Consider the following 20,531-nt stretch of genomic DNA (forward strand, 5'->3'; position numbering starts at 1 on the left):
CCTGTGTCCGTCTCAGGCAATGGAGGGAATTTTGCGCATTCTGATCGTGGAGGATGATCCGCGTCTGGCGCGCGGCATGGCGGCCTCGCTGGAGGCGGCGGGCTTTGCCGCCGATGTCGCGCATAATGGCGAGGATGCCGCCGCTCTGGCCGCCCGCGATCCGTTCAATGCGATCATTCTCGATCTGGGCCTGCCCGATGGCGATGGGCTGGATCTGTTGCGGCTGCTGCGACGGCGGGGAGACAGCACGCCGATCATGATCGTGACCGCGCGCGATGCGGTGGACGACCGGGTGGCGGGGCTGGATTACGGGGCGGATGATTATATGGCCAAGCCCTTCCACCCGCGCGAGCTGGAATCGCGGGTGCGCGCATTGGTCCGGCGCAGCATCGGCAGCCCCGATCCGGTGCTGCGCGTGGGCGCGCTGACTCTGGACCGTTCGACGCGGCGGGTCGCGCTGGCCGATACGCCGCTTGATCTGCGCCGCCGCGAGATGGCGGTGCTGGAAACGCTGATGGGGCGGCCGGGCAAGGTCGTGCCCAAGGACCGCATGGCCGCCGAGGTCTTTGCCCTTTCCGAAGCGGTCGCGCCCAATGCGCTGGAGGTCTATGTGGGGCGCCTGCGCCGCAAGCTGACGCCGGGCGGGCCGACCATTCATACGGTGCGCGGGCTGGGCTATATGATTGATGCCCATTAAAGCCCGCCTGCTGCCGCGCTCGCTGCCCAAATCGCTCAGGGGTCATCTGACCGTGGTGGTGATGGTGCCGCTGGTGGTGCTGGTGACGATCTTTGCCACGATCACCTGCTGGATGATCGATTCCTCGATGAACGATACGTCGGACCGGATTCTGGTCGGTTCGACCCGCTTGATCAGCCGCGCGGTCAATTATGATCCGGGGCTTAAGGACCGCCTGTTGCCGCTGGCCGTGGGGCTGTTGCAACGCCGTTCGGCCCCGGTCACGCATTACAGCATCTATGACGGCGACCGCCTGATTGCCGGGCGGGCCGACCTGCGCCCGCCGCCTGATTATTCGGCCGACGGGCGGCTGACCGGCCCGCTGCATCCGGGCGCGCGATTTACGCTGACCTCTCGCGATCCGGTGCTGGTGCGCGGCTATGTCGATCCGCGCGATGCCGATGGGGTGGTCCAGCCCGCCTATCTGCACAATGGCCTGTTGAACGGGCGCCTGGTGCGGATCGCCACGGAAATGAGGCGTCTGGCGGGCAATGGTCATCTGGTCGCGGTGCAGGTGGCCGATTTTCTTGAAAACCGCGAAATTTCCACGCGCGTCTATTTCCAGCGCGTGGTCAGCGCCAGCGTGCTGGTCACGCTGATCGCGCTGCTGCTATTTTATTCGGCGCTGGCGTGGGGGCTGATCCCCTTTGCCAACCTCACCGAGCGGATTGCCGCCAGTGTGCGCGATCCGCTGCATTTTCAGCGCCTGCCCGATGGCGACGGACCGCGTGAGGCGCAGATGATCGCACGCGCCTATAATGCGCTGATGGCGCGGGCGGAGCGGGCGGTGGGTTCGCTGCGCCAGTTCACGTCGAACGCTTCGCATCAGTTGCGCACACCGCTGGCGGTGCTGCGGGTGCATCTTGATGTGCTGGAAACCTATGGCGCGCAAAGCCCGCAGGGCCAGATGGCGCTGGATGACATCGCGCATTCGGTCGATACGCTTGAGCGATTGCTGCAGCAATTGCTGGCGCTGGCCCGGCTGGATGAACAGGTCGAGTGCAGCACGGGTCGGTTCGACCCCGCGCTGGTGGCCACCGATGTGATCGCTGCGCGCCTGCCTGCATTGCAGCGCGCCGATGTCGATATCAGCTTTGAGGAAAGCGGCCATGGGCTGGCGATGGGCGAGGCGGGGCTGGCGGCCGAGATGTTGGGCAATCTGCTCGACAATGCGGTGGCCTATAACCGGCCCGGCGGCAGGGTGGTGGTGCGGGTGCTAAGTCGTGGCGGGGCGGTCCGGGTGGAAATCGAGGACGATGGCCCCGGTATTCCCCCCGCCGAGCGCGAGAAAGTGTGGGAGCGGTTCTATCGCATGGCCGCCAATGCCAACAGCAGCGGCAGCGGGCTGGGCCTGCCGATCGTGCGGGCGCTGGCCGAGCGGATGGGGGCGACGGTCGGCCTGGGTGAAGGGGCCGAGGGCCGCGGTACGCGCGCGATCATCCATTTCCGTCCGGCCGATCAGGAGGAAATGTTGCTTGCCCCTTCGCCGGACGCGCATGAGGCCGCCCCGTGACAGGATGCTGACAGGCAGGCTGTTTCACACCAATCCCTCCCATGGCCACACTCAATCCCTCCTCGCCCTCGTCTCCATTGCGCTGGTCGCGGCCCCTGCCGCATTGGCCCCTGCTGGCGGGGCTGGTGATCGGCACGCTGGCGGGCGCGCTGGTGCATGTCGTGCCGGTGGACCGGGCGGCGCTGGATTTCGTGCTGATCAATCTGGTGCGCCCGGTTGAACAATTGTTTCTTCAGGTGCTGTTCCTGCTGATCCTGCCCATGGTTTTTTCTGCGATCGTTACGGGCCTTGCGCGGCTGAGGGGACGGGCCATGGTGCGCGACCTGCTGCTGCGGCTGTTTGCCGCGATGCTGGGCATGACGGTGGTTTCGGCGGTGATAGGCATGGCCATGGCCAATCTGTTCCGTCCGGGTGAGGGCATGGCCATCGACCTGCACCAGAACCCGGGCGGGCCTGCGCGGACCGGCGATGAAAGCAGCCTGCTCGACCTGCTGCTGGCCCGACCGGTGATGGCGTTGGTGGTGATGTCGGTGCTGGTCGGCTTTGCCATCAGCCGCAACCACGGCCGCAATCGCAATATCCGCCATCTGGTGCTGACCACCGAGGGCCTGTTCGAGGTGGGCATGTCGATTGTCACGCTGGTGGCGCGCTTTGCGCCGGTGGCGGTGCTGTGCGTGATGTTCGACATGACGGCGGTGTTCGGCTGGACGCTGCTGGTGCATCTCTCGGGCTATTTCAGCGTGGTGGTGGCCGCGCTTTGCCTCCATCTGCTGGTGGTTTCGGTGGGGCTGGCGTGGATGATGGGCGATGTCAGCCCGGCCCGGTTCCTGCGTTCGCTGCGCTCGGTGATGGTGATTGCCTTCACCACGTCATCCTCCTTTTCCACCCTTCCGGCCGCGCTCCATGCCGCAGAGCAGGATTTGGGCCTGCCCGCGCGGGTGGCGCGCACGACGCTGGGGCTGGGATGCGTGGCCAATCAGGGCGGCACGATCATCTACACCACGGTCACGGTAATCTTTCTGGCCCAGTGTTTCGGGATGGAATTGACCGCGTGGCAGCAGTTCATGGTGTTTGGCCTGTCGATTCTGGCCGGATTGGGCACGATGGGCGTTCCGGCTGGCAGTCTGCCGCTGACCACGATGCTGCTGGCGCTGCTTCATGTGCCCAATGAGGGGATCGGCCTCATCATCGGCATCGACCGGTTGATGGACATGTGCCGCACGGTGCCCAATGTGGTGGGCGATCTGGCCGTGGCCGCCGCCTTGCGCCGAAGCGGCGAGGATGACACCTAAGGCTAGGCTTGTAATGGCGCCGGGGCAGGGGCTGTTGGTGGCAATTGACGTAGGCGTTGTGCTGCTCGATCCGGCGGGCAAGGCGCGGTCCTTGCCGATCTGCGTCGCAGGCCGCTATAAGCCGACGCCCGGCCCAACCCGATCAACCGCCACGCGGCCTTTGCGGCCGACATAACCGCCTGTGAAAGCACGTCAATCATGAACACGCCTCTTGACACCCTGAACGCCGCCCTTGCCGTCTGCCCGTTGGTGGCGATCCTGCGCGGGGTCCGCCCCGACGAAGTGGAAGCGATTGGCGACGCGATCATCGATGCGGGCTTTTCCATGATCGAGGTGCCGCTCAATTCGCCCGATCCGTTGGCCTCGATCGCGCTGCTGGCCAAGCGCTGCGGACCGCAGGTGCTGGTGGGCGCGGGCACGGTGCTGACCACCGCCGATGTCGCCGATGTCAAGGCGGCGGGCGGCACGCTCATCATCTCGCCCAATGTGAACACCGATGTGATCCGGGCCAGCGTGGCGGCGGGCATGATCTCCCTGCCCGGGTTTTATACACCCACCGAGGCGTTTGCGGCGCTGGAGGCGGGGGCCACGGGGCTCAAGCTGTTCCCCGCCGAAGGGGCAAGTCCAGCCTATATGAAAGCCCAGCGCGCGGTGCTGCCCAAGGATCTGCCCTTGCTGGCGGTGGGCGGGGTGACGCCGGACAATCTGGCGCAATGGCGCGCGGCCGGGGCGCAGGGGGCAGGGCTTGGTTCGGCGCTGTATCAGGCGGGCCTCTCGGCGGCGGAAGTGGGCGAACGGGCTCGGGCCTTTGTCGCGGCTTGCGGGTGAAGCGGGCGGGCGCATGTGTCGTCTGGCGTTAACATGGCGCGGGCATTAAGGCGCGCCGCCGCAACACGGCCGCAAAGGAGGACACAAGCCCGATGAACACCCCCAACCCGGCCCAGATCGCCGCCCTGTTCGATGTCGATCTGATCGGCCTTATCACCAGCTTCATCTGCCTGCTTACCGCCTTTGTACTGGGCACGCTGATCGGGCTGGAGCGGCAATGGCGCCAGCGCTCGGCGGGCCTGCGCACCAATGTGCTGGTGGCGGTGGGGGCGGCGGCCTTTGCCGATCTGGGGCTGCGCGTGGCGGGTGTTGATGGCGGTGTGCGGGTGATTTCCTACGTGGTGTCGGGCATCGGCTTTCTGGGCGCCGGGGTGATCATGAAGGAGGGCACCCATGTGCGCGGCCTCAACACGGCGGCCACGCTCTGGGCCAGCGCGGCGGTGGGCAGTTTTGCGGGCGCGCGCAAACCGGCCGAGGCGGTGCTGGTGGCGATGTTTGTGCTGGCGGGCAACACGCTGCTGCGCCCGTTGGTCGATGCGGTCAACCGGCGCCCGATGGATCCGGAGGAAACCGAGGCGCTCTACCGCGTCCATGTCGTCTGCCCCGCCGAAGGCGTTTCGCAGGCGCGCGACCTGTTGTTCGAGGAACTGGAAACCCACCATTATCCCATCCGCGAGATCGAAACGCTGGCCGATGGCGAGGTGCATGTTGAATTGGCCGCGATCCTGGTGCCCACCACGGCCAATCCGGTCGATCTGGACGCGATCACTGCCCATATCGCGCGCCATGACGGCATTATCAGCGCCACCTGGACCGTCAGCGCCACCAACTGAGGTGGCCTTTGGCGGCGGGAGGGCTTAGGGTCGCGGCCATGCCTTTTGCTTTGCCCTCCCGCAACCGCCTCGCCCTGGCCCAGACCCTGCGCGTCATGATCGCTTGCCTTGCCACCTATTGGCTGGCCTCGCTGCTGGGATTGAAACAGGGCTATTGGGCTATTTTCACCGTGCTGATCGTCATGCAGGGTTCGCTGGGGGCGACGGCCACGGCGGCCTTTGACCGGTTGATTGCGACGATTGCCGGGGCTTTGCTGGGCGGTGTGGTGGTGATGGTTGTTCCGCGCGAACCCTTGGCGACGGGGGCCGCGTTGATCTGCATGTCGGGCATCCTGACCTATGCCGCCGTGCGCCAGCCCCGCCTGCGCAGCGCGGCGCTGACCTCGGCCATCGTGCTGCTGACGCGCTCGCCCGACATTCCGGTGGGGATCTTTGTCATCGACCGGATCATCGAGATCACACTGGGCGGTGCGATTGGCGTGATGGCGAGCCGGTTCATCCTGCCCGTACCTTCACGCGGGGCGATGATCACGCGCTTTTGCGAGATCCTTGAGACGATGGCGCAATTGCTGAATGCTCAGGCCGACGCCGTGGCGCGGGGCGAGGCGCTGATCTCGGCGGAGGCCAGCATCGCCCTGCGCCAGTCGCTGGTGGCGACCGAGGCGGTCTTGAACGATGCGAGGCGCGAAAGGGCGATGGGGCTGGTGCGCGAGGATGTGTCCGATGCCATCCCGCGCACGCTCTGGCGTATCCGCAATGGCATGGCCCAGATCGGTCTGATATTGCGGACGCCGTTTCCGCCCTCTGCGCTGGCGCTTGTCGGCCCGGCGGTGGAGGGGATGCTGCGCGCCCATGCGCAATCGGCGCGCGATGCGGCCTCGGCCCTTTCCGGCGGTGGGGTCGTGGCGCAACATGCCGAGGCCGCCGAGGCCTTTGAGCAGGCCTTTGTCACACTGCAACATTCCGATGAGGCCCGCGCCATCCCCTTTGACGCCATGGGGCAGGTGTTCGGCATGGCCTTCGCCCTGCGCCGGATGCAGCAGGACTTCCTCGATCTGGGCGAGCGGATCGCGGAGTGCCGATAGGATTGCCAACCGATGGTGGATGATCATCCAAGGCCGCGCGATTGGCGCGGGATGGACAAATTTCGCTTGGGGGTGGGCAAAGAGGAATAGTTAGGGCTGGATAAATACTCTATTATAATAATAGACATTATCCCTTTGCGCGGAGCCCATCATGTCCTCCCATCCCGAATTTCCGCTGGTGCTGACGGTGCCGGGCCTCGACAATTCCGGCCCCGATCATTGGCAAACCCGTTGGGAAGCGCTGCATCCGCGCTGTCTGCGGGTCAATCTGGGCCAATGGGATCGGCCCCATCGCAATTCTTGGGTCAACCAGCTCAACCTTGCCCTGCGCAGCGTCGAAGGCCCGGTGCTGCTGGCCGCGCACAGCCTGGGCTGCCATGCGGTGGCGGCTTGGGCGGCGATGGAGCCGGATGCGGCCTCGCTGGTGGCGGGCGCTTTGCTGGTCGCGCCGCCGGAGGTCGATTTCTTCCCGCTCGACCCCCGCGTCAGCGCTTTCTCGCCCACGGCCTCCGGTCCTTTGCCCTTTCCCGCGCTCTTGGTGGCCAGTCGCAATGACCCCTATTGCGGGCAACCGGCGGCGCGGGTGCTGGCGCGCATGTGGGGTGCGCAATTTATGGATGCTGGATCGCAGGGCCATATCAATGCCGAGAGCGGCTTGGGCGATTGGGATGAGGGCTGGCGGTTGCTGACCCATCTGGCCGATGGCCGCCCCGCGCCGGTGGCGGGCGTGCAGGCGGCGGCGCCTGCACGCTGAACGCCTATTTCGCGCAGGCAGGGTCCGGTTTGCCCGCCCATTCCACCGCCTGGGTCAGCATCCGGCGGTAATTGGCATCGGCAAAGCTGGAGGGCGGATGGCCGATGGCGGAATAAAAGGCGCGGCCACGGCCCACGCAATGTTTCCAGGCGATGGGATGATCGGCCCCCATGCGCAGATAGGCGGGCGGATCATAGCTGGCCTCATCCAGCGTGGCCAGCACGCGCACGCCCTTGAGGCGCGGATTGGCGCGGAAGGAATACCATTCGTCGGTCATCGTGAATTGCGCCGGAAGCCCGCGCGTCACCGCGTCCTGCCCTTCGATGCGCAGCGTGGCGGGTCGGAATTGCGGATTGGCCGGATGGCCCAGAAAGACCGCGCCCACCAGAGAGTCGGTGTACCAGTCCCAGAACGTCGCCGGATCGCCCGCCGCGCCGTGAATGCCGACAAAGCCGCCGCCAAGCTCGATCCAGTCCTTGAGCGCGCGGCGCTGGGGCAGGGTCAGCGCATCGCCGCTGATATTGTTCCACACGACCAGATCATAGCGGGCCAGCACCCCGGGCCGGATCGCGCCGCCCTTGTCGGTGACCTGCATCGACCAGCCGTTTTCCTGCGCCAGCCCTTGCAGCGCCTCGCGCGCGGCGCCCACCGATTTGGCGTCGAGGAAGCCGTTGATCTTTTCAAACACCAGTACATGCAGCCCCTTGCCCGAGGGGCGCGGGTCGGCGCGATCATGGTCGTAACGCGCGCATCGGGTGATTTGGTCGGCGGGCGTGACCGGCAATTGCCGCAGCCGCGCGTCCAGTTTCGCCAGCAGGGCAGGGTCCTTGGGCGCACCGGCCTGACCGCTGGAAAACACGCCGCGCAGGGTAACGATGGCGCTGAAGGTGGGGGCCTTGGTGCCGGTCAGGAAGGGGGTGAGTCCGGTAAAGCTCTCGCCCAGTTCCGCAGCCGCCGCCGCCTTGGCCGCCGGGTTGAGCAACACGTCGATCAGCGGACTGTCGATCGAATAGGGCGCCTGCGCCATCGGGCAATCCATGACCGGGCCGGAAGCGGCGGTTTCGCTGGGAGTGGCGGTTTGGCTGGGAGCGGCAAGAGCAGGCTGGGCCAATCCGGCGCCCAACACTCCCATCAGCAGCTTTGTCCTTTTTATCATGCGCATATCCGGGCCCTCTCTTTATCGATTGGCGCCCATCATGGCCTGATTGCGCTAACATTGCCATATGAGATTGTGCAGGGCCCGATCGCGGCCCGATATGCGGGGAAAAGAAACATGGCAAGACCGCCCCGCCGCGCTGGACATTGCCGGGGATAGGGCGATATAGCGCCCGCCAATTCCCGATTGGCAGGAGCATAAGAGATCATGCTGTTGCGCAAGCATTAAGACCGCCGGACACCAAGCTTTCATGCCGACTATCAGCCTGATTATCCCCGCCTTCAACGAAGAGGACTATTTGCCCGCATGCCTTGATGCGGTCATGCGGAATGTGGCGGGCAAGGCGTTCGAGATCATCGTCGTCGATAACAACAGCACCGATGGCACGAAACAGGTGGTCGAACGTTATCCGGGCGTGACCTATGTGTTCGAGGCGGAAAAGGGCATCACGCGCGCCCGCCAATGCGGTTTCAAGGCGGCCAAGGGCGACATTCTGGCCTATGTCGATGCCGACACCCTGCCGCCTGCGGGCTGGGTCGAACAGATCATCGAGCAGTTCGATAAGGACCCCAAGCTGGCCTGCCTGTCCGGCCCCTACAGCTTTTACGATGTCAGCGGGTTGCGCAATGCGATCTCGAACGCATGGTTCGTGGCCGCGCGTCCGCTCTACAATTTCACCGGCTATATGCTGGTGGGCGGCAATTTCGCCATCCGGCGCGAGGCGCTGACCAAAATGGGCGGATTTGACGCCACGATCGAATTTTACGGCGAGGATGTGGACATCGCCAAGCGCGCGAAGAAGCAGGGCAAGGTGCTCTTCTCGCCCCGCTTTGTTATGCCCACATCGGGCCGCCGCATGGCGCGTCAGGGTTTTGCCAAAACCGCCGCGATCTATTTCATCAATTATTTCTCGATCGCCTTTCGCGGCAAGCCCGCCACAAAGAGCTATCTGGACATTCGCTGAGGCGATAGTCCATCCCCCGGAACGCCTGCCGCCGCCCATGGCGGTGGGCGGCCCCTTATGATGACAGGAAATCGCGTGACCAAGGCAATCAAACTGAACCTGACCGAGGACGAGGCCGAAATCATCGTCGATGCGCTGGAGGCCGATATGGAAGGCTATCTGGAATCGGCGAAGGAAGCGCGCGGCAATGCCAATCGCGAAGACGTAAAGACCTTCAGCGAGGCGGCCGAGCGCATCGGCGCGCTGCTCAACAAGGTGCGCGCGCTGCTCGATTGAGCCTGACGGGGGCCGCCGCGGCAAGCGGGGGCCGATGGCATGAAAGGACCGGCGACCGACATGGACCGCGCGGGCAAGGCTGACGCGCCGGATGGCGCCGCACTGGCGGCTGTATGCATGGCCGGGGCGCAGGTGTCGGTCAATGTCGGCGCGGCGCTGGGCAAGACGCTGTTTGCCAGCGTCGGCCCGGAGGGCGTGGCGGCGCTGCGCACGTCGATTGCCGCCATCCTGCTGCTGACGATTGCGCGGCCATGGCGCGCGATGCCTGCGCGCAGGCATATGGGCTGGCTGCTCCTTTACGGGCTGACGCTGGGCAGCATGAACCTGCTGATCTATGCCGCCTTTGCGCGCATTCCCATTGGCGTTGCCGTGGCCATCGAGATTTGCGGGCCGCTGGGGGTGGTGCTGGCCACCAGTCGCTCCCTGCGCGATTTTCTGTGGCTGGGACTGGCGATCGGCGGCCTGTTGCTGCTTGCCCCATGGCCGGGTGTTGGCGCGCGACTCGATCCGGCGGGCATCGGTTTTGCGCTGGCGGCTGCCTTGGCGTGGGCGCTCTACATCCTGTTTGGTAAGCGCGCCGCGCAGGTGAAGGGCACCACGGCGGTGGCGCTGGGCATGACGATCGCCTGCTGTATCACGCTGCCTTTCGGTGTGGCGGCGGCGGGTGGGCGGCTGCTTGATCCCTCGGTGCTGCGGCTGGGGATCGGGGTGGCCCTGCTCTCCAGCGCCTTGCCCTATGCGCTGGAAATGAAAGCGCTGGGCCATTTGAGCACCCGCGCGTTCGGGGTGCTGACCAGTGCGGCCCCTGCCGTGGCGGCGCTGGTCGGCTTCGTCATTCTGGGCGAGCGCTTGACCCCCGCCCAGTGGCTTGCTGTCGCGCTGATGATTGCGGCGAGCGCCGGGGGATCCTTGTCAGGACGACGCGGCGGATCGCGCTGAACGACGGTCACTAACGGGATTTTTTAAAATATCCGCCTGTCGGACAGGCTCCGCTTGCAGGGTGAGGGCGATGTCCGCAATCTTGGCCCCATGACGGATCGCATTCAACCTCTCACCGCGCGCCAGGAATTGGCGCGCCACTGGCCCATCGTGCTGGCCGCCGCGCTGGGCGTGGGGTTTGGCACGATGGGCATCGGCTTTTACTCGCTGGGCCTGTTTGTCAAACCGCTTCAGGCAGAATTCGGCTGGAGCCGGGCGGCGGTCTCGGGCGCGGCCACGTTTCAGCAATTGGGCATCTTCCTGTCCGCGCCGCTGGTCGGGCGTCTGGCGGACCGGATCGGGCTGCGCCCGCTGGCGATCGGATCCTATGTCGCCATGCCGCTGGCGCTGGTGGCGCTTTCGATGGCGGGGCCTTCGGTGTGGGGCTGGTATGGGCTGTGGCTGCTGGTTTCGCTGGCCGGATGCGGGACAACGCCTGCTGCATGGGCGCGGATGGTGTCGATGCGTTTCGATGCTGCGCGCGGGCTGGCGCTGGGGCTGATGCTGGTGGGCACGGGGCTGGCCGCCGCACTGGTCCCTGCGCTGCTGGGGCCGGTGTTTGCCCATGATGGCTGGCGCACGGCCACGCTGGTGATGGCTGAGGCGGCTGCGGTCGTAGGCATCCCGCTGGGCCTGATGCAGAGCCGTGAGGCGCCCGTGGCCGCAGCGCGCGAAAAGGGCGGCCACTTCGAACGCAACCGGCCTGTTTTCATGCTGCTTGCTATCGCCTTTCTGGTGGGGGTGATTGTGGCGGGGCTGATCATCCATCTGGTGCCGATGCTGGTGGACCGGGGAATGGATGCGGGGCTAGCGGCGAAAATGGCGGCCAGCATCGGGCTGGCGGTGATCGCGGCGCGGGTGATTGTGGGCTGGCTGTTTGACCGGTTTCATGCGCCCTATGTCGCGGCGGTGTTTCTGGCCATGCCGGTGGGGTCATGCCTGCTCCTGGGGCTGGGCGGTCCGGTGCTGCCTGCCGCGCTGATGCTGGGACTGGCGGCGGGGGCCGAGGTCGATATGCTCGCCTTTTTCACCAGCCGCTATGCCGCGATGAAGAATTACGGCGCGACCTATGGCGTGATCCTTGGCACGTTCAGTCTTGGCGCCGCGCTGGGGCCGATGATGGTGGGGGCCAGTGTGGATGCGACCGGCGGCTATGGTCTGGCGCTGGCCGGATCGGGGCTGGGGTTGGGTCTGGTGGTGGTGCTGATCGCCTGCCTCGGGCCTTATCGCAGCGGGGAATAGTCGGCACTCTCCGCCTGTCGGATGCCGCTTTTGCGATGACGCAAAGGTGGGGCGGCGGTGCTGCCCCAATCTGGGCTCCTGTTTCAAGGAAGGAGTCCCATGCTGGAGCGCGAACATATCGAATTTGTCCAGGCCCAGATGTTGCCATGGCTGCGCATCGGGCCTGGCCTTGCGCGGCCCGATGCCGAGATCAAATTGCTCAGCCGCGATGAGGGCGACGGGGCCTGCTCCGTCCTGCTTCGCTTTCCGTCGGGATGGAGCAGGGAGGGGCCCGAGCATCGGCTGGCCGATGAGGAATTCTATGTCCTCGAAGGCGAAATCGAGTTGAACGGGCAGATCTATGCGCAGGACACCTATGCGTTTCTGCCTGCGGGCTGGACTCGCACCACAACTTCGACCCGAACGGGCTGCGCGCTGATCGCCTTTTACAGCGCGGATCCCAAACTGGTGGCCTGTGCGGGCGATGGCAGCGCCGAGCGGTCGCCGCGCGCGGTGCCTTGGCTGGATGTGGCGGCGATGCCGTGGGACATGACCCTTAATGACCCCAAGCTCAAGCATCTGGGCATCAGCCGCAAGGACCTGCGCCGCGATCCCGAAACCGGCGAGCGCACCTTCCTCTCGCTGATCCTGCCCCAGGCGATCCCGCAGGATAACAAGGGGCCGCAGGAGATGCACCCCGTGGTCGAGGAGAGTTATCTCATTGCCGGGTCGCTGACCGGGCCGCAGGGGACGATGTATCCGGGGGCCTATTTCTGGCGTCCGCCGCATATCGCCCATGGCCCCTATGGCGCGCGCTGGGGCAGCGTTTGCCTGATGCGCTTTGTCGGCGGGGCGCATGTCAACATCTGGACCGAGGCGGAGGCGGGCTTTGACTTTGCCGCGCCCTATCGGCCTGACCTGCCGCCGCGTCTGGCCCATCTGGCCGACATGCCCTTTACGCCGCCCGCCTGTTATTGATCAAATCGGCGATATTTACCCAGAAAAAGGAAGCTTGCCGCCGAAAGAACCAGCACCACCGACGAAATGGAAAGGATGAACTGGAAATTGCCGGTGGTGTCATGGTTATGGCCAAACACCATCGGCGAAAGCCCCGCCCCCGCCGCGAAACAGACATAGAGCAGGCCATAGATTGCGGCATAACGCTTCAATCCGAAATAGCGGGCCACCATAAAGGCCACCAGATCGTATTCGATGCCCAGCGCAAAGCCCAAGGTGAAGGTGGCAAGGCGGGCATGGCCGACATCGAGCAGACCGCTGCCCATATACCACAGGCTGAAGGCGGGGAGCGAGAGGATGACAAAACCCACCAGCGGCGCCCAGATGCGATCCAGCAGCCAGCCCCCGACCAGACGCCCGGTGATCGAGGCAAGCCCGAACAGCGGGGTGACGGTCAAGGCCTGCTCGGCGGAAAGGCCGCCGTCCTTGAGGATCAGCTCAAGATTGGGCACAGGGCCGCCCATCGCGAAGGAGATGGGGATCAGTGCCGCCGCGATCAGCCAGAAACGCCAGTCGCGCAACGCCTGCGCCGTGGTCAGGCCGGGGCGTTCTACCGGCACATGATGGCCATCAGGCAGGCTGCGCTCCTCTTCGCGAAACAGGAAAAAGGCGGCGGGAAAGGCAATCAGCACCGGCAGCAGCCCGACGGCCACAAAACCCGTGCGCCAACCATAGGCGGCCAGCACCGCACCCAAAAACGGTTTTCCGAAGATGCCGAACAGACCGGTGCCCGTCATGGACAGCCCCAGCGCGAGGCCCTTGGCACGGTCGAACCCGCGATTGACCGCGCGGGTAAAGGTGATCGGCAAGGTGGCGGCCCCGACAAGGCCGATGACCAGCCAGGTCAGATAGAATTGGATCAGCGAACCGTTGAGCAGCCCCAGCGAGGCAAAGGCCAGACCCCACAGCGGGATCGCGACAAGAAGGATCCGCCGCGCCCCGATCGTTTCGGCCCACGCGCCATAGGATGGCCCGGCCCACAGCGACATCAGCGTGATGATGGACAGGGCGGCCATGATCTGGCCCACAGACCAGCCGAATTCCCGCACCAGATAGGGCGCGAACAGACCCATCGAGTAGGTGGGTATCGCGGCCATACCAAGGCCGATGCCCAGCGTGGAGGCAAGAATGACTCCCCACCCGCGCGAAAATTCCTGCGCAGTGGTAAGGGTGGGTTGCGGGACGTCGCTCATGGGGCCTCGGTGCTTGTAGGTCAAAGATCGATTTGGCACAGCAGCGCGGCCCGGCGGCAACGACGGGGCGCGGCGCACTCCGCTGTGCGGATATTCTGCGCCCAAGTTGGGGCTTTTGCGAGCGTGATGGGCAGTCTCGCCTCGCTATGACGGAGAAGACTATGCGCCGCGCCTATGCTGATGGTCCCTTTGGCCAGATTCATTATCAGTTTGCAACAGAGGGCCGCCCGCTGGTGCTGCTGCATCAGGCGATCATGGCAAGCGGGCAGTTCGACAATGTGTTTGCGCCGCTGATCGCGCATGGGTTCGCGCCGATTGCCATCGACATGCCCGGCTTCGGCCTTTCCGATGCGCCGCCCGTCCAGCCTGCGATTGCCGATTATGCGCGCTGCGTGGCTCCGGTGCTCGATGCGCTGGGCATAGGCCGGGCGGCGGTCGCGGGGCATCATACCGGCGCGCTGGTCGGCACCGAATTTGCGCTTGCCGCGCCCGAGCGGGTCGAGGCACTGGTGATCCACGGGGCGATGATCCTGCCGGACGAAGAGCGCAAGGCGCTGGCCGATGACATTTGCGGGCGTGAACTGGCTTTTGCGGCGCGCGCGCATGGTGAGCATCTGGTCGATGTCACGCGCATCCGCGAAATGCTGTGCGAGGGGCGGATCGGCCCGGACCGCATCACCGATTATGTGGTGCAGGCGATGCAGGCCTATCGCATGGGCGCCTATGCCTATGGCCACAGCGCGGCCTTTGCCTATCAGCATGCCGGTCCGATGCAAAGGCTCGACCTGCCCGTGCTGCTGCTGTCGAACACGGGCGATATGACCCACCCCTGGGCGCAGGCGGCGCGCGCCCTGCGCCCTGATTTCGCCTATGCCGAGATTGCGGGCGGCGGCATCGACATTTGCGATGAGGAGCCGCAGGAGTGGGCCGATGCCGTTGCCCGGTTCCTCAAGTCGCTGGGCGATTGAGGGGGCCTGTCGCCGGACGACAGGTGCGGCGGCTTGTTCCCGATCATGGGCTGGGCCATGGCAGGACCTGACGCAGGGGCGCGAGTCTCCGCTGGGCGGATAAGTCCGGCAGGGCGCGCGCCTGTGGCCCCGCTTGCGCAACAATGCGGATGGGCTGGCCGGAGCAATTCGGCCATCGCCACCATCCCCCAAGTTTTCAGGAAATGCCCGCGATGACTTCCCCCGCCGCCACTCTTCAGGCCGATCTGCATGACAAGGTGCCCACCGGCGTCGTGCTGCGCTATGGCTTTGGCCAATTGGGCGCGCAGGTGTTTCGCGATACGCCCGCCGTGCTGCTGCCTTTGTTCATGACCACGATGCTGGGCGTTCCGGCATGGCTGGCGGGTCTGGTGGTGCTGGGGCCGAAATTGTGGCTGATCCTGTGCGATCCTCTGGTTGGCGCCTGGTCCGACCGGGTCAAGGCGCTCTATGGCCGCACGCCTTTCCTGATCGGCGGGGCGCTGGGCACGGCGGCCTCCTTCGTCGCGCTCTTTGCCGCAACCAGTTTTTCCAGTCCCTATTGGGCGGCGGCCACGGTCTGCGGACTGTTCTTCATCGGTTCTACCGCGTTCAGCATCTATTCGGTGCCTTATCTGGCGATTGCCGCCGAATTGTCGGGCGATCCGCATCAGCGCAACCGGATCATGGTGCTGCGCATGTTCTTTGCCATCTTCGGCGTGCTGATCGGGGTGGGCGTGGCGCAACCGATCATCGAGCATTTCGGCGGCGGCGCGGCGGGCTGGCACATGATGAGCTATGTGCTGGGCGCGATCTGTCTGGTTTCGATGCTGACCACGGCCAGCGGGTTGCGCCGCGTGCCGCTGATCATGGCGGGCGATGTTCCGGGCAGCTTGCGCCAGCAATTGGCGGCGGTGCGCCAGAACAAGCCTTTCCTCGTGCTGCTGTTCACCAGCTTTATCTCGAATGTCGGACAGGCGGCCTCCTATACGGTCATCGGCTTCGTCTTCCTCTATGCGCTGCAGGCGATCTGGCTGATCCCGATCTTCATCCTGTGCATGTCGGCGGCCAGTCTCGCCGCCCAGCCGCTCTGGCTCTGGCTGCCGCGCCGGATCGGCAAGCCGCGGGCCTATGTGGCGGCGGCGCTCGTCTGGGTGGCGGTGACGGTGACATGGCTGTGGGCCTCGCCCGCTGATGATGTGGTGCTGCATCTGGGCGCGCAGGCGCTGGGTACACAGCATGTGCTGGTGCTGGTCCGTGCGGTGGTGATCGGCATGGTCAATGGCGGTTTCGTCCTGCTGGCGCTCTCGATGATGACCGATACGGTCGATTATCAACGCCGCTTGATGGGAGTGGCCAACGAAGGCGTGTTTGCGGGCCTGTTTTCCGCGTTTGAAAAGCTGGCCTTTGCCATGGGGCCGGTGATCGCGGGTCTGGTGATGAGCGCTTTCGGCTTTGTCTCCTCCACCGGCGGTGCGGCGGCGCAGACGCCCCATGCCATCACCGGCATCCTGCTGCTCTACAGCGCGATTCCCGCCGCGATGCAGTGCCTCGCGCTGCTGGTCTTCAGCCGCTATCGTTTGCCGGAAATTGGCGGATAAGTCCTTGTCCTGCGGCGAATTTTCACCGCAATGGCGTGCCTGTCCGCAGGGCGGTCAAAATATGCCCGCCCTGCGGAGAAAGCCTTTTCGGGCGATCGTTTGCGGCCCCTCTCGGCGCAAAATTTCCCCGCATAGGCATGGGATCAACCATGCCAGGGGAGTTACATGACCATGAGGAATCTTCACCGGTTTTACGCGGGTGCCGCGCTGTTGGCGCTGGGCACGGGCGGCGTGGCGCAGGCGCAGCAGGCCCCCGCGACCAGCGATAATGCCGACATTACCGTGACCGCCACCCGCACCGCCTCGACCGTGCAAAAGGTCGCCGTGGCGGTAACGGCGCTGGGCGCGGAAACGATTGCCAAGCAGGGCATCACCAACGTCAAGGACATCAGCCAGATTGCGCCCAACGTCCAGATCCGCACCGTTTCGGGCGGCTCGGCGGGCATCACGCCCTATATCCGCGGCGGCGGGGTGACCGATGGCGCGAATGTGACCTCCGAGCCCGAAGTCGGCATCTATATCGATGATGTCTATCAGCCGCGCGCGGCGGCTTCCTTCATCGACCTGCTGGATATCGAGCGGATCGAGGTGCTGCGCGGGCCGCAGGGCACGCTCTATGGCCGCAATTCCAGCGCGGGCGCGCTCAAGATTGTCAGCCGTACACCGGGCGCCACGCCGGGTCTCAAGATCGAAATGGGCACGGGCAGCTGGAACGGGCGCACGATGAAACTGGTGGGCAATACGCCGCTTTCATCCGATGGCGCGTGGCGCGCGGGCATCTCGGCGCTTTATCGCGGCCAGGACGGCGGGCGACAGTACAATGCCACGCTGGGCAAGAAGGTCGGCGCGGAGAATTATTACGGCGTGAAGGGCGACCTTGCCTATGTCGGCGCGGGGCTGACGGCGCGCCTGTCGGGCTATTATTCGCGGCTGGATGGCGACGGGCTTTACCCTTCTTCGCTCTCGCCCACTTACGCCGGCAATGATTATCTGGCGGTCGCGCCCACGAGCGGATCGTATCAGACCGTCCTCAGCCCTTCGAAGAGCTTTACCAAGGTGGTGCAATATGGCGCCAACCTCAACATCGAGGCCGATGTGGGCAGCGCCAAGCTGACCTCGATCACCGGCTGGAGCCATCTGCGCGACAATTGGGCGCAGGATTTTTCTGGCGGCGTGGCTTGGTCGGCGCTGGGCGTACCGTTGGCGGGTTATACCTCGCTGTTCGACCGCACCTCCTCGCTGCATGACACGTCCTTCAGCCAGGAACTCCAGCTTCACGGCGATGTGCTGGACGGCAAGGTCAGCTATGTCGGCGGGCTCTATTACTTCCGCGAAACCGGCGCGCAGACGATGCTCTCCAGCATCTTTTTCACGCCCTCGACGACCGTCTTCAACATCGAGACCAATTCCTATGCCGCCTTTGGCCAGATCGGCATCCATTTCACGCCCGAGCTGACGCTCTCGCTGGGCGGGCGCTATACGCAGGATGACAAGACGCTCAACGCCATGATCAGCGGCACCGCCGTCAACCGCAAGGACAGCTGGGGCACGTTCCTGCCCAAGGCGGCGCTGGAATATCAGATCACCCCGCGCGTGATGGCCTATGCCAGCTTCTCCGAAGGGTTCAAGGCGGGCGGCTATAACGGTCTGGCCAGCGATGCGGTGGCGCTCAATTCGCCCTTCGCTCCGCAAAAGATGAAGGCCTATGAAATCGGCCTCAAGACCGAATTCCTCGACCGCAAGGGGCGGCTCAACATCTCGGCCTTCTTCAACGATTATTCCAGCCTGCAGCAGCAGAGCGTGACCGGCACCGGCGCCTTCATCACCCAGAATTATGCCGCCGATCACAAGGGCATCGAGGCCGAATTCTCGATCAAGCCGATCACCGGCCTGACCCTGTGGGCCAATGGCACGTATAATGACGGCAAGTACAAGGCATCGGCCGCCACCATCAGCGGGGTCGGCTCCTATGTCGGCAATGCGATGACCAATGTGTTCAAGTATCAGGCCTCGTTCGGCGCGGACGCCGCCGTTCCCGCCCATGGCGGCGAAGTGACGATGGGCATCAACACCACCGCGCGCTCGGATTACTATTCGACGCCCGACAATCTCTACATCGGCCATGTGCCCTCGACCACGATCGCCAATGCCTATCTGGGCTTTGGCAAGGACAACTGGTCGCTGCGCGCCAATGTGAAGAACCTGACCAACCAGATCGTGTGGACCACCGGCTTTGGCTTCTCGGTGGTGCGCCCGCGTTACATGAGCGATCCGCGCACGTGGCAGCTCACGTTCACCTATAAGATGTAAAAGGACAGCGGGCGGGGCGTCGAGCTCCGCCCGCCATGCGCAATGGAGAAAGAGGGATGAAGGTTTCGCGTTTTATGGGTCTGGCCGTGATGGCTTTTGGGCTGGCAGGTGCCGCGCAGGCGCAAAGCGCCGACCCGGCGGTGCGCGGCAAGCTGTTGTTCCTGCAATGCGGCGCCTGTCACGCCGTGGTCCCCGGCGCCCCGGCCAAGGTCGGGCCGAACCTGTCGGGGGTGTTTGGCCGCAAGGCGGGCGCGGCGGCCGGTTTCAAATATTCCCCCGCGCTGGCCAAGGCCGGGCTGGTGTGGGATGAGAGCAATCTCGACAAATGGCTGACCTCGCCCGCCAAGGTGGTTCCGGGCACGATGATGCTGTTCCCCGGCATGCCCAAGCCCGAAGATCGCAAGGCGGTGATCGCTTATCTCAAGACGGTGAAGTAATGGACGGGGGGCATGTGCGTCCAGGATTGTCCCGGCGGGCGCTGATCGGTTCGGCAGCGGCTGTGGGGGCGGGCATGGCTTTTGCCGCGCCGGTGTTTGCAGCGCCGGCCCCACGCCAGTTCGACATTGAGGCAGCGGGCGGTCGCAAGGTTTCCATCACCGAATGGCGTCCGGCCCACACCGTCGGCACGATCCTGTTCAGCCATGGGGCCGCGTCCTCACCCCGCTTTTACGAAGTGATGATTGGCCCGATGGTCGCGGCGGGGTGGCATGTTCTGGCCCCGCTGCATGTGGATTCGCGTGAGCATCCCGATACGGCCAAATTTCCCGGGCTGGCCAGTTGGAAGGCACGGCTGGAGGATTTTGCGGCGCTGACCGACCATATCGGGCATCGGCCCTATGTGGCGGTGGGCCATTCCTATGGCGGGTTGACGGCTCTGGTGCTGGGCGGGGCGCAGAGCGTTGCGCCGCAGGGGTGGAGCGGACCACAGAGCGACGGCAAGGCCAAGGCGGTCATTGCCTTTTCCCCGCCCGCCGCGATCCCCGTCCTGATCACGCGTGAGGGCTATGGCAAGTTGTCCGTGCCCGCGCTGGTCCAAACCGGCACGCTCGATCTGGTGCCGGGCATGACCGCAACCGATCCCGACGGCTGGAAGGTGCATCTCGACGCCTATGAGGCCGCTGCGCCGGGCGGGCATCGTTATGGCCTGGTGCTGTCGGATGTCAGCCATTATTTTGGCGGGCTGATCTGCGATTATGCGCAAAAGGGGCCGCCTGCGGTGCAGGGGCTGAAGGACGCGAACCGCATCGCGGGCCTGTTCCTTGGCGCCTATGGCCGGGGCGATGGCAAGGCATTGGCGAAACTCGATGCCGCCGTTTCGCCCAATCTGCCGGTGCGCCTGATGAAAAAATAAGCGTCGCAGGCTTTTGGGCCTGCAACGCCACATCATCACGGGGATGCGAGAGCCTGAGGCCCTCGCATCCTTTTTTCTTACTGCTCGGCAATTTCCTCAATCGTCTTGGCGAACCCGCTCTCGGTTTCGGCATCGCGGGCTTCCTGCGCGTCCTTGCGGGCCAGATAGAACAGGCGGCCGAGGAAATCCTGACGCCGCGCCTCGCGCTCTTCCAGCGCTTCCTGATCCAGCACCAGCGCCTCGATTCCCGCGGCAAGGTCGATCCCCTGCGCCTTGGCCGCGCGTTCGGCGCTGTCCAGCCGGTCGCGCAGGGTCGAGATTTCGCTGGCCAGCACCATGATCATCGACATGGCGGTATCCAGCCCGTCCGTGTCATAGAATTGCGGGCGCTTGCCCTTGGCGTCGCGGATGACGTGGGGGCGTTCGATGTGGGGCGGGGCGATAGTCTCGGTCATCAT

The 20,531-nt window shown here is 65.1% G+C and carries 21 protein-coding genes; 18 read left to right on the plus strand and 3 right to left on the minus strand.

All coding sequences use genetic code 11. From position 1 onward, the window contains the following. Positions 1-31 precede the first annotated feature (31 nt). The 8 genes from PQ467_RS17455 (at position 32) to PQ467_RS17490 (ending at position 7,041) form a co-directional block, all read left to right on the plus strand. Entirely contained in the window at positions 32-697 is a 666-nt protein-coding gene (locus tag PQ467_RS17455; RefSeq protein WP_274176807.1) for a response regulator, read from the plus strand. After that, positions 687-2,249, plus strand: coding sequence for a sensor histidine kinase (locus PQ467_RS17460; protein WP_274176808.1), 1,563 nt, complete (start codon positions 687-689; stop codon positions 2,247-2,249). The genes PQ467_RS17455 and PQ467_RS17460 overlap by 11 nt, the downstream gene beginning before the upstream one ends. A 41-nt stretch (positions 2,250-2,290) precedes the next feature. Further along, positions 2,291-3,541: a dicarboxylate/amino acid:cation symporter gene (locus tag PQ467_RS17465; RefSeq protein WP_274176809.1), complete on the plus strand. Its 1,251-nt coding sequence runs from the start codon at positions 2,291-2,293 to the stop codon at positions 3,539-3,541. Positions 3,542-3,578: 37 nt separating this feature from the next. Next, entirely contained in the window at positions 3,579-3,716 is a 138-nt protein-coding gene (locus tag PQ467_RS17470; protein WP_274176810.1) for a hypothetical protein, read from the plus strand. A gap of 23 nt (positions 3,717-3,739) precedes the next feature. Continuing rightward, positions 3,740-4,369, plus strand: a complete 630-nt coding sequence (locus PQ467_RS17475; RefSeq protein ID WP_274176811.1) for a 2-dehydro-3-deoxy-6-phosphogalactonate aldolase — start codon at positions 3,740-3,742, stop codon at positions 4,367-4,369. A gap of 92 nt (positions 4,370-4,461) precedes the next feature. Further along, the gene (locus PQ467_RS17480; RefSeq protein ID WP_274176812.1) at positions 4,462-5,202 is read left to right on the plus strand and encodes an MgtC/SapB family protein; all 741 of its coding nucleotides are present in this window, start codon (positions 4,462-4,464) and stop codon (positions 5,200-5,202) included. 38 nt (positions 5,203-5,240) lie between these two features. Then, entirely contained in the window at positions 5,241-6,287 is a 1,047-nt protein-coding gene (locus tag PQ467_RS17485; protein ID WP_274176813.1) for an FUSC family protein, read from the plus strand. Between the two features lie 151 nt (positions 6,288-6,438). Continuing rightward, a complete protein-coding gene (locus PQ467_RS17490) occupies positions 6,439-7,041 on the plus strand; it encodes an RBBP9/YdeN family alpha/beta hydrolase (RefSeq protein WP_274176814.1) in 603 nt (200 codons plus the stop codon). Positions 7,042-7,045: 4 nt separating this feature from the next. Here the strand turns inward: PQ467_RS17490 and PQ467_RS17495 are convergent, their stop codons facing one another. After that, a complete protein-coding gene (locus tag PQ467_RS17495) occupies positions 7,046-8,173 on the minus strand; it encodes a ThuA domain-containing protein (RefSeq protein WP_274176815.1) in 1,128 nt (375 codons plus the stop codon). 274 nt (positions 8,174-8,447) lie between these two features. On the opposite strand from PQ467_RS17495, the gene PQ467_RS17500 reads away from it, so the two are divergent. The 5 genes from PQ467_RS17500 to PQ467_RS17520 all read left to right on the plus strand — a co-directional run bounded on the left by PQ467_RS17500 (position 8,448) and on the right by PQ467_RS17520 (position 12,614). Beyond that, positions 8,448-9,161 (plus strand): glycosyltransferase family 2 protein, encoded by a 714-nt coding sequence (locus PQ467_RS17500; protein WP_168601449.1) that lies wholly within the window; start codon positions 8,448-8,450, stop codon positions 9,159-9,161. Positions 9,162-9,236: 75 nt separating this feature from the next. Beyond that, a complete protein-coding gene (locus PQ467_RS17505; protein ID WP_274176816.1) occupies positions 9,237-9,437 on the plus strand; it encodes a hypothetical protein in 201 nt (66 codons plus the stop codon). Between the two features lie 39 nt (positions 9,438-9,476). Further along, positions 9,477-10,376 (plus strand): EamA family transporter, encoded by a 900-nt coding sequence (locus PQ467_RS17510; RefSeq protein WP_274176817.1) that lies wholly within the window; start codon positions 9,477-9,479, stop codon positions 10,374-10,376. A 90-nt stretch (positions 10,377-10,466) separates the two neighbouring features. Beyond that, a complete protein-coding gene (locus PQ467_RS17515; protein WP_274176818.1) occupies positions 10,467-11,657 on the plus strand; it encodes an MFS transporter in 1,191 nt (396 codons plus the stop codon). A 99-nt stretch (positions 11,658-11,756) separates the two neighbouring features. After that, complete coding sequence (locus PQ467_RS17520; protein ID WP_274176819.1) at positions 11,757-12,614, plus strand: cupin domain-containing protein; 858 nt, start codon at positions 11,757-11,759, stop codon at positions 12,612-12,614. Here PQ467_RS17520 and PQ467_RS17525 read toward each other — a convergent pair. Beyond that, positions 12,608-13,846 carry an MFS transporter gene (locus tag PQ467_RS17525; RefSeq protein ID WP_274176820.1) on the minus strand — a complete coding sequence of 413 codons (1,239 nt, stop codon included), beginning with the start codon at positions 13,844-13,846 and terminating at the stop codon, positions 12,608-12,610. The genes PQ467_RS17520 and PQ467_RS17525 overlap by 7 nt on opposite strands. Before the next feature lie 161 nt (positions 13,847-14,007). Between PQ467_RS17525 and PQ467_RS17530 the strand changes: the two genes are divergently transcribed. The 5 genes from PQ467_RS17530 (at position 14,008) to PQ467_RS17550 (ending at position 20,073) form a co-directional block, all read left to right on the plus strand. Beyond that, a complete protein-coding gene (locus PQ467_RS17530; RefSeq protein WP_274176821.1) occupies positions 14,008-14,814 on the plus strand; it encodes an alpha/beta fold hydrolase in 807 nt (268 codons plus the stop codon). A 212-nt stretch (positions 14,815-15,026) separates the two neighbouring features. Continuing rightward, positions 15,027-16,412, plus strand: coding sequence for an MFS transporter (locus tag PQ467_RS17535; protein ID WP_274176822.1), 1,386 nt, complete (start codon positions 15,027-15,029; stop codon positions 16,410-16,412). 165 nt (positions 16,413-16,577) lie between these two features. After that, positions 16,578-18,722 (plus strand): TonB-dependent receptor, encoded by a 2,145-nt coding sequence (locus tag PQ467_RS17540; RefSeq protein ID WP_274176823.1) that lies wholly within the window; start codon positions 16,578-16,580, stop codon positions 18,720-18,722. A 56-nt stretch (positions 18,723-18,778) separates the two neighbouring features. Then, the gene (locus tag PQ467_RS17545) at positions 18,779-19,159 is read left to right on the plus strand and encodes a c-type cytochrome (RefSeq protein WP_274176824.1); all 381 of its coding nucleotides are present in this window, start codon (positions 18,779-18,781) and stop codon (positions 19,157-19,159) included. Beyond that, positions 19,159-20,073 carry an alpha/beta fold hydrolase gene (locus tag PQ467_RS17550; RefSeq protein WP_274176825.1) on the plus strand — a complete coding sequence of 305 codons (915 nt, stop codon included), beginning with the start codon at positions 19,159-19,161 and terminating at the stop codon, positions 20,071-20,073. Before PQ467_RS17545 ends, PQ467_RS17550 begins: the two co-directional genes overlap by 1 nt. 77 nt (positions 20,074-20,150) lie before the next feature. Here PQ467_RS17550 and PQ467_RS17555 read toward each other — a convergent pair whose 3' ends face one another. Next, entirely contained in the window at positions 20,151-20,528 is a 378-nt protein-coding gene (locus PQ467_RS17555) for a hypothetical protein (RefSeq protein ID WP_274176826.1), read from the minus strand. Positions 20,529-20,531 lie beyond the last annotated feature (3 nt).

The sequence above is a fragment of the Novosphingobium sp. KACC 22771 genome, from assembly GCF_028736195.1.
Lineage (GTDB): Bacteria > Pseudomonadota > Alphaproteobacteria > Sphingomonadales > Sphingomonadaceae > Novosphingobium.

Excerpts from the sequence above, each read along its gene's own strand:
- PQ467_RS17460 (WP_274176808.1), top strand. The coding sequence starts at position 687 with ATGCCCATTAAAGCCCGCCTGCTGCCGCGCTCGCTGCCCAAATCGCTC.
- PQ467_RS17465 (WP_274176809.1), top strand. The coding sequence starts at position 2,291 with ATGGCCACACTCAATCCCTCCTCGCCCTCGTCTCCATTGCGCTGGTCG.
- PQ467_RS17475 (WP_274176811.1), top strand. The coding sequence starts at position 3,740 with ATGAACACGCCTCTTGACACCCTGAACGCCGCCCTTGCCGTCTGCCCG.
- PQ467_RS17480 (WP_274176812.1), top strand. The coding sequence starts at position 4,462 with ATGAACACCCCCAACCCGGCCCAGATCGCCGCCCTGTTCGATGTCGAT.
- PQ467_RS17485 (WP_274176813.1), top strand. The coding sequence starts at position 5,241 with ATGCCTTTTGCTTTGCCCTCCCGCAACCGCCTCGCCCTGGCCCAGACC.
- PQ467_RS17490 (WP_274176814.1), top strand. The coding sequence starts at position 6,439 with ATGTCCTCCCATCCCGAATTTCCGCTGGTGCTGACGGTGCCGGGCCTC.
- PQ467_RS17495 (WP_274176815.1), bottom strand. The coding sequence starts at position 8,173 with ATGGGAGTGTTGGGCGCCGGATTGGCCCAGCCTGCTCTTGCCGCTCCC.
- PQ467_RS17500 (WP_168601449.1), top strand. The coding sequence starts at position 8,448 with ATGCCGACTATCAGCCTGATTATCCCCGCCTTCAACGAAGAGGACTAT.
- PQ467_RS17510 (WP_274176817.1), top strand. The coding sequence starts at position 9,477 with ATGAAAGGACCGGCGACCGACATGGACCGCGCGGGCAAGGCTGACGCG.
- PQ467_RS17515 (WP_274176818.1), top strand. The coding sequence starts at position 10,467 with ATGACGGATCGCATTCAACCTCTCACCGCGCGCCAGGAATTGGCGCGC.
- PQ467_RS17520 (WP_274176819.1), top strand. The coding sequence starts at position 11,757 with ATGCTGGAGCGCGAACATATCGAATTTGTCCAGGCCCAGATGTTGCCA.
- PQ467_RS17525 (WP_274176820.1), bottom strand. The coding sequence starts at position 13,846 with ATGAGCGACGTCCCGCAACCCACCCTTACCACTGCGCAGGAATTTTCG.
- PQ467_RS17530 (WP_274176821.1), top strand. The coding sequence starts at position 14,008 with ATGCGCCGCGCCTATGCTGATGGTCCCTTTGGCCAGATTCATTATCAG.
- PQ467_RS17535 (WP_274176822.1), top strand. The coding sequence starts at position 15,027 with ATGACTTCCCCCGCCGCCACTCTTCAGGCCGATCTGCATGACAAGGTG.
- PQ467_RS17540 (WP_274176823.1), top strand. The coding sequence starts at position 16,578 with ATGACCATGAGGAATCTTCACCGGTTTTACGCGGGTGCCGCGCTGTTG.
- PQ467_RS17545 (WP_274176824.1), top strand. The coding sequence starts at position 18,779 with ATGAAGGTTTCGCGTTTTATGGGTCTGGCCGTGATGGCTTTTGGGCTG.
- PQ467_RS17550 (WP_274176825.1), top strand. The coding sequence starts at position 19,159 with ATGGACGGGGGGCATGTGCGTCCAGGATTGTCCCGGCGGGCGCTGATC.
- PQ467_RS17555 (WP_274176826.1), bottom strand. The coding sequence starts at position 20,528 with ATGACCGAGACTATCGCCCCGCCCCACATCGAACGCCCCCACGTCATC.